At 25.3% G+C, this 7817-nt stretch carries 8 protein-coding genes and 4 pseudogenes; all 12 read left to right on the top strand.

Annotated elements, in window-relative coordinates:
- Window positions 1-455 precede the first annotated feature (455 nt).
- A pseudogene (locus Q0X98_RS04475) lies at window positions 456-1073 on the top strand (O-antigen ligase family protein); the annotation flags it as partial.
- 78 nt (window positions 1074-1151) lie between these two features.
- On the top strand, window positions 1152-1934 hold the full coding sequence (locus Q0X98_RS04470; protein WP_297681803.1) for a glycosyltransferase: 783 nt from the start codon (window positions 1152-1154) through the stop codon (window positions 1932-1934).
- A 59-nt stretch (window positions 1935-1993) separates the two neighbouring features.
- Window positions 1994-2526: pseudogene (locus tag Q0X98_RS04465) on the top strand (GDP-mannose 4,6-dehydratase).
- Between the two features lie 767 nt (window positions 2527-3293).
- Window positions 3294-3470, top strand: coding sequence for an NAD-dependent epimerase/dehydratase family protein (locus tag Q0X98_RS04460; protein WP_320415274.1), 177 nt, complete (start codon window positions 3294-3296; stop codon window positions 3468-3470).
- Window positions 3470-3619, top strand: a complete 150-nt coding sequence (locus Q0X98_RS04455) for an NAD-dependent epimerase/dehydratase family protein (protein WP_297681802.1) — start codon at window positions 3470-3472, stop codon at window positions 3617-3619. The genes Q0X98_RS04460 and Q0X98_RS04455 overlap by 1 nt, the downstream gene beginning before the upstream one ends.
- Before the next feature lie 1141 nt (window positions 3620-4760).
- Window positions 4761-4886: a type B 50S ribosomal protein L36 gene (gene ykgO, locus Q0X98_RS04445; RefSeq protein ID WP_008545413.1), complete on the top strand. Its 126-nt coding sequence runs from the start codon at window positions 4761-4763 to the stop codon at window positions 4884-4886.
- Between the two features lie 5 nt (window positions 4887-4891).
- Complete coding sequence (locus tag Q0X98_RS04440) at window positions 4892-5002, top strand: aa3-type cytochrome c oxidase subunit IV (RefSeq protein ID WP_297681801.1); 111 nt, start codon at window positions 4892-4894, stop codon at window positions 5000-5002.
- A 9-nt stretch (window positions 5003-5011) separates the two neighbouring features.
- Window positions 5012-6101: pseudogene (locus Q0X98_RS04435) on the top strand (NAD(P) transhydrogenase subunit alpha).
- Window positions 6102-6105: 4 nt separating this feature from the next.
- Complete coding sequence (locus Q0X98_RS04425; protein ID WP_028036301.1) at window positions 6106-6414, top strand: proton-translocating transhydrogenase family protein; 309 nt, start codon at window positions 6106-6108, stop codon at window positions 6412-6414.
- Window positions 6414-7436 (top strand): annotated as a pseudogene (locus Q0X98_RS04420) (NAD(P)(+) transhydrogenase (Re/Si-specific) subunit beta). The gene Q0X98_RS04425 and the pseudogene Q0X98_RS04420 overlap by 1 nt, the downstream one beginning before the upstream one ends.
- Window positions 7418-7504, top strand: a complete 87-nt coding sequence (locus Q0X98_RS07455; protein WP_320415273.1) for an NAD(P)(+) transhydrogenase (Re/Si-specific) subunit beta — start codon at window positions 7418-7420, stop codon at window positions 7502-7504. The pseudogene Q0X98_RS04420 and the gene Q0X98_RS07455 overlap by 19 nt, the downstream one beginning before the upstream one ends.
- Window positions 7505-7518: 14 nt before the next feature.
- Window positions 7519-7812 carry an NAD(P)(+) transhydrogenase (Re/Si-specific) subunit beta gene (locus Q0X98_RS04410; RefSeq protein ID WP_297681799.1) on the top strand — a complete coding sequence of 98 codons (294 nt, stop codon included), beginning with the start codon at window positions 7519-7521 and terminating at the stop codon, window positions 7810-7812.
- Window positions 7813-7817 lie beyond the last annotated feature (5 nt).

Below are 7817 nucleotides of genomic sequence, written 5' to 3'. Positions count from 1 at the left end.
AATTCAATTTTTAAAATTGATACTTTTGATTCATTTTTAAAACTGTTTGGATATTTTAGATACTTGTTTCTTATGATTGGAACTTATATTGTTTTAGAAGAAGCAACAAAAAAACAAATTACTTTTTTTATTAACATTAATTTAGTTTTTAATTTTATTAATCGGTATTGATATTATTTATCAATACACATTTTACGAAAATATTTTTGGTTTTTTACCAGGTATGTGTGATGAAAAAGTATTAAATTGTTTAAGATTTTCAGGTATTTTTGGGGATGAATTAATTGCTGGAGCATTCATATGTCAAATTGGTTTATTGATGTTATTTTTAAAAATAGGTCAAAAATTTAATGCTAAAAACTTAATAATTGCACCTTTTTTTATTTTTATTTTTATCATCATACTTTTTACAGGAGAGAGGAATGCTCTTTTAATTTTATTTATATGTATTTTTTTTATCTGCTTTTTTAATAAAAAAAATATTATCTTTTATTCTTTTATTCTCTTTTTTATTGACGATTATATTTCTTTTGGCAAAAAAAAATGACACCATAAATCAAAGATTTATCAATTTATATGAGGGTGTAAATATTGTTAAAAATTCCACACTAATAGAAAGAATAAAAGAAAACCCATGGAGCTATCATTATCAGGCAGCTATAGAATTATTTTTAGAAAAACCATTTACTGGACATGGAATAAAAAGTTTTAGAGTAAAATGTAAAGAAACAAATATTGAAACAAAAATTGTAAGTGAAAAAAATATTCATCGTTATTATGGATATAGAGCATGCTCTACACACCCACACAATTATTTTCTTGAATTTTTAGCTGAACAAGGACTCATAGGAGGATTATTTTATTTAGGTTTATTTTTTCTAATATTTTCTAGTATTTATAAAAAAACATATACACAAAAAGAAGTTTTTTTATCTATAACAATAGGAAGTTTAATCTTGGCTATAATTTTCCCGATTAAACCCTCTGGATCTTTTCTATCTACTTTTAATGCATCAATATTATTCTATATACTCGGTTTTTTTATGCATAGTTTGAAAAGTAGAACAATTTAATTGATGTAGATAATAAAGATTTTATACAAAATAATTTGTGTATTAAATTATAAAATATATTGTATTAATTTATGATAGATGAGATTTAGTATCATTACAGTTGTAAAGAATGAATTACCAAAAATAGGATTAACAGTACAAAGTATAAAAAAGCAAACTTTTAGGGATTTTGAGCATATAGTATTTGATGCAAATTCAAATGATGGGACAAGTGAATTTTTAAAAAAAAATTTGGATAATCAAAATTTATATTTTAGGGAAAGTGATAAAGGTGTGTACGATGCTATTAACAAGTCTTTTCAAAAAGTGAATGGACAATATATTATAATTATGCACGCAGGTGATTTTTTCTATTCTGAAAATTCATTAAATCAATTGTCAGAATTCATTTACTTAAATAGCAGTTTCGATTTTTATTATTCTAATATATTATTTTATAATAAAAAAAAAAAGAATATTTCAAGAGTCTGGAACATAAAATCAAAAAATAATGATAAGTTAAATTTTCTAAAAATAGCTCATACATCGCTGTGTATAAAAAAAGAAATATCAAAAAAGATTTTTTATGATGATAAAATGAAAATTTCAGCTGATATTGATTATCTCTATAATCTTTGTAAAAATTTTAATGGTAAATATTTTGATAGTTTTTTTGTATATATGGAGGATCAAGGTTTAAGTAATTCAAAAAAATATTTTTATATAAAATTTAAAGAAGACATTAGAATTCTTTATAAGAGATTTAATGTCTTTTGTTTGCTTGTTTTGATCTATAAAGTACTTGTTAAAATTCCAGGTTTTTTTTATAAAAAAAATATCTATAATAAAAACTTTAGAATTGAAAAAAAAATTTTAGACTAAGTTTAAATATTTTAATTAAAAATATTTGACTAGAAAAACATAATAAATTATTTATTATCATGCAAAAAACTGCTTTAATTTTTGGAATAACAGGACAAGATGGAGCATATTTGTCTAGGTTTCTTCTTAAAAAAAAATATATCGTGCACGGAGTTATAAGAAGAAGTTCAAGTTTTAATACAGAACGTATTGATGATATATATGTAGATCCACATAATAAATCAAATTTTAAATTACATTATGGAGATTTATCAGATTCTCTCTCTGTACTTAAAATAATAAAAAAAATTAAACCAAATGAAATTTATAATTTAGGTGCACAATCACATGTTCAAGTTTCATTTCAAGTTCCTGAATACACAGCAAATGTTGATGCGCTTGGGGCACTAAGAATTTTAGACTCTATAAAAACCTGCAAACTAGAAAATAAAACAAAATATTATCAGGCAGGAACATCAGAAATGTTTGGTAAAGCAAAACCTCCTCAAAGTGAAAAAACCAATTTTATCCAAGAAGTCCTTATGGAGCTGCAAAATTATATGCTCATTGGATAACAGTAAATTATAGAGAAGCTATGAATTTTTGCATGTAATGGAATTTTATTTAATCATGAAAGCCCATTAAGAGGAGAAACTTTTGTAACAAAAAAAATTGTTAAGCTTATGTAAAATTAAAATAGGAACAAGAAAAATTATATTTAGGTAATCTTATATGCAAAAAGAGATTGGGGGCATGCTAAAGATTATGTTGTAGCAATGTGGAAAATGTTCAAAAAAAAATCCTAAAGATTATGTTATTGCAACAGGAAAACAGTATTCAGTAAAATATTTTTAAATTTGTTGCAAAGAACTTAAAATTAAAATTAAATGGAAAGGTAAAGGTATAAATGAAAAGGTATTGATAAAAAAAATGTATAATTAATTGATAAAAAATATTTTAGACCACTGAAGTAGAATCATTACTTGGTAATCGCAAAAAGCAAGAAAAGAACTTAAATGGAAACCAAATTATATTAAATATTAGTAAAAGATATGGTAATTCAGAATTGAAAAATTTAAGTGCTAAATAAAAATTCAAATATTTTTGTAGCTGGACATAATGGATTAGTTGGATCTGCAATTTTAAGAAGATTAAAATCATAGGATACAAAAATATAGTTACAATCAAAAAGAACTTAGATTTAAGAAATCAAAAAAAGTTTAAATTTTTTAAAAAAAATAAAATTAGATGCTGTAATTAATGCTGCTGGAAAAGTAGGAGGTATATTAGCAATAAAAATATAAAGCTGATTTTATTTATGATAATATTCAATTCAAAATAATATAATTCATTCTAGTTATGAAGATAAATTAAAAATTAATTTTTTTAGGTTCTAGTTGCATTTATCCAAAAGACTGCAAACAACCAATTAAAGAAAAATATTTATTAACTGGAGAACTTGAAAAAACAAATGAACCATATGCAATAGCAAAAATAGCAGGAATTAAAATGTGTGAAAGTTACAATTTCAATATAAAACAAATTATAAATGTTTAATGCCAAGCAATCTTTATGGCCCAAATGACAACTATGATCTTAAAAATTCACATTTTTTTCCAGCATTAATAATAAAAATATATAATGCTAAAATAAAAAATAAAAAAGAATTACAATTTGGGGAACAGGAACACCAAAAAGAGAATTAATGTATGTTGATGATTAGCAGATGCTTGTATTTATTTTTAAAAAAAAAACAAAAGAAACATTAATTAATATTGGACAGTGTAAGAAAAAATATAATTGAATATGCAAAATTTATATTAAAAAAATTAAAATAAATTAAAATTAATAAGATTTAACTAAACCAAATGGACACCAAGAAAAATTGTAGAATTTAAATTAGCTAAAAAATATGGATGGAAATCCAAAAATAGTTTAAATGAGGTTTCAGATAAACTTATTAAGATTATAAAAATAAATTATGAAAAATATAATAGTTGTAACAGGAGGGCTGGTTTTGTAGGTTCAAATTAATAACATTTTTTAAAAAAAACAAATTATAAAATAATAAGTTTAGACAATTATTCATCTGGATTAAAAAAAATCATATTAAAAATGATAGAGTAAAATATTTAAAGTCAGATACAAAAGATATTTCAAAAATTTAAAATAATATAAAAAAAAATTGCTACATTTTTCATTTTGGTGAATTTTCAAGAATATATCAAAGTTTTTAAAAATGAATGAATGTATCAATCAAATTCAATAGGCTCAATGCAGTTTTAATTTTTGTCTTAAAATAAGATAAATTAATTTATTCAGCAACATCTGCATCATTAGGAAATAAGGTAAAGATAAAAATTTATCTCCATATGCATTTACAAAATCAAAAAATCTTGAATTGTTAGAAAATCTTAAAAAATTGGTTTAAATTTAAATATGAAGTAATTTATTTTTATAATGTGTATGGACCTGGTCAAATTAAAGTAGGAGATATGGCAACAGTAGTTGGAATTTTTGAAGATCAATATAAAAAAATAAACCATTAACCATTGTAAGACCTGGAACTCAAACAAGAAGATTTACTCATATTGATGATACTATAAATATTGTATTGAGGCTTGGAAAAAAATAAATGTCTCATTATAGCATAAGTCACAAAAAATCTTATTCCATCAAAGATCTTGCCAAAATGTTTAAAACTAAAATAACTTACTTAAAACCAAGATCTAGGTGAGAGATATGCTTCAGCATTAACAAAAATATCTAATAATCGTAAAATAATTAATAAATATGGAAAAATAGATTTGAAAGATTACGTAACTTCGTTTATTAAAAGTGAAAATTATGAAAATTAAAAGCTCATTAAAATCTATTAAAAAAAGAGATCTTAATTCTAAGTTAGTTAGAAGAAGAGGTCGTGTCTACGTTATCAATAAAACTAATCCAAAGTTTAAAGCAAGACAGAAGTAATTTTTATGGATAATGAAAACCATAAAAATACCTGGAACAATTTTACAAAATTTGTGTTGTGGGGAACAGTCGCAGTTATTGGTGTTTTAGTTTTAATGGCAATATTCTTACTATAAGATCAATGTATGAAAATTGCTTCTATTTTAGAAAATCAAAAAATTGAAAAAAGAATAGCAATTACTCCTGAGATTGCAAAAAAATATATATCCCTTGGTCTTGAAGTTTCATTAGCTGAAAATTATGGAAGTCATCTTGGAATTAAAGATGAAGAGTATAAAGAATTAGGAGTATCAATTTCAAAAGATGAAAAAGAAATCATATCTAGTGCAGATATTATTGTTCAGTTAGGTTTATTAGATGATGACAAAAGTTCTTTATTAAAAGAAAATCAAACATTTATTGGGGTGTTAAACCCATATGATAATAAAGATAAGATAAATGATTTAGTTAAAAAAAATATTAATACTTTTTCACTTGAATTACTTCCAAGAATAACAAGAGCTCAGTCTATGGATATATTATCCTCACAAGCAAACCTTGCGGGTTATAAAGCAGTAGTAGAGTCGTTTGCTCATTTTGAAAAAGCAATTCCAATGATGATGACTGCAGCAGGAACAATACCAGCTGCAAAAGTATTAGTGGTTGGTGCAGGGGTTGCAGGACTACAAGCAATTGCAACTGCAAAACGAATGGGTGCAATTGTATTTGCAACAGATGTTAGAATGGCCTCAAAAGAACAGGTTGAAAGTTTAGGAGGAAAATTTTTAACAGTTGAAGGTGCTGAAAATTTAGAAACCGAAGGAGGTTATGCTAAAGAAGCATCAGATGATTTTAAAAAGAAACAAGAAGAATTATTGTCAGAGACATTAAAGAAAATTGATATTGTAATTTGTACAGCTTTAATTCCAGGAAAAAAAGCACCAGTAATTATTAAAGAAGATATGATTAATAATATGAAGCTCAGGTTCAATAATTTATGATCTAGCTGCTATTCAAGGTGGAAATACAGCACACACTAAAGTTGATGAAATTGTAGATAAAAATGGTGTTAAAATAATGGGGGAAAGTAATATTTTAAATAAACTTCCAACTTCTGCATCAAATTTATATGCTAAAAATGTATTTAATTTTGTGTCGAATTTATATGATAAAGAAAATAATAAAATTAATATAAATTTAGAAGACGAGATAATTGAAAAAACGTTAATAAAATAAAATTATGGAAATAGATCCTTTTATATTCAGATTAAGTATTTTTATCCTTTCAATTTTTATTGGATATTATGTGGTTTGGAGCGTAACCCCATCACTTCACACACCTTTAATGTCTGTTACTAATGCAATTTCATCAGTAATTATTGTTGGTGCAATTATTGCAGGTTTAGCAGGGAACTCTGATACTATATTTAACACTTCAAGTATCTTTGGGTTTTTAGCAATATCACTAGCAGCTATTAATATATTTGGTGGTTTTTTAGTAACGCAAAGAATGCTTGCAATGTATAAAAAAAAGAAAAAGGATAAATAATGTTATCAGCAAATTTATCAGCCATATTTTATTTAATTTCAGGGGTATTATTTATTTTAGCTTTAAGAGGGCTTTCTTCACCTGAAACATCCAGACAAGGAAATTTCTTTGGTATTTTAGGAATGATTATTGCAATTACAGTTACTTTTTTATCCATTGGTAATTTTTCAACTGGATTTGTAGTTGTTTTAATATTTCTTTTAATAGGTGGATTAATTGGTGCTTTTATTGCCTATAAAATTCCAATGACTGCAATGCCAGAATTAGTAGCTGGCTTTCATAGTTTGGTTGGTCTTGCAGCTGTATTTGTTGCAATAGCTGCTTTTTTAAATCCAGAAGCTTTTAATTTAGGATCTCCAGGAAATATTAAGCTTGGAAGTTTAATTGAAATGTCAATTGGTGCAGCAGTTGGTGCAATAACTTTTTCAGGTTCAATTATTGCTTTTTTAAAACTTCAAGGAATAATGTCAGGTTCACCTATAACTTTTAAAGGTCAACATCCACTAAATGCTTTAATTTTAATTTCAATAATTGTTATTAACTTATCTACTTTGCTCTACACAATCTTCTAATTTATTTTGGATATTATTGCAGTATCTTTTTTAATTGGTTTTTTATTAATAATTCCAATTGGTGGTGCAGATATGCCAGTAGTGATTTCAATGCTAAATTCTTATTCAGGTTGGGCTGCTGCTGGAATTGGATTTACTTTAGAAAATACAGCTTTAATTATTACAGGAGCATTGGTTGGATCATCTGGTGCAATTTTATCTTATATAATGTGTAAAGGAATGAATAGATCATTCTTTAATGTTATCTTAGGAGGATTTGGTGCAACAGAACAATCAGGTTCATCACAAAATAAAGAACAAAGACCAGTTAAAAGTGGAAATGCAGATGATGCAGCTTTTTTAATGAAAAATGCTTCATCAGTAATAATTGTTCCAGGTTATGGAATGGCTGTAGCACAAGCACAGCATGCTTTAAGAGAGATGGTTGATACATTAAAAAAAATGACATAAAAGTTTCTTATGCAATTCATCCTGTTGCAGGACGAATGCCAGGACACATGAACGTATTACTTAGCTGAGGCAAATGTTCCTTATGATGAAGTATTTGAACTTAGAAGAAATTAATAATGATTTTGCAAATGCAGATGTAGCTTTTGTAATAGGTGCTAATGATGTAACAAACCCAGTTGCAAAAACAGACCCACAAAGTCCAATTTATGGTATGCCAGTTCTTGATGTTGAAAAATGTAAGTCAGTATTATTTGTTAAAAGAAGTTTATCTCCTGGTTATGCTGGAATTGATAATGATCTATTTTATAAAGAAAATACTCTAATGTTATTTGCAGATGCAAAAAAAATGACAGAAGATATTACTAAAAATCTATAGGTATA

The sequence above is a fragment of the uncultured Candidatus Pelagibacter sp. genome (assembly GCF_943788075.1).
Taxonomy (GTDB): Bacteria; Pseudomonadota; Alphaproteobacteria; order Pelagibacterales; family Pelagibacteraceae; genus Pelagibacter.
This window is presented reverse-complemented; position numbering and strand designations above follow the sequence as displayed.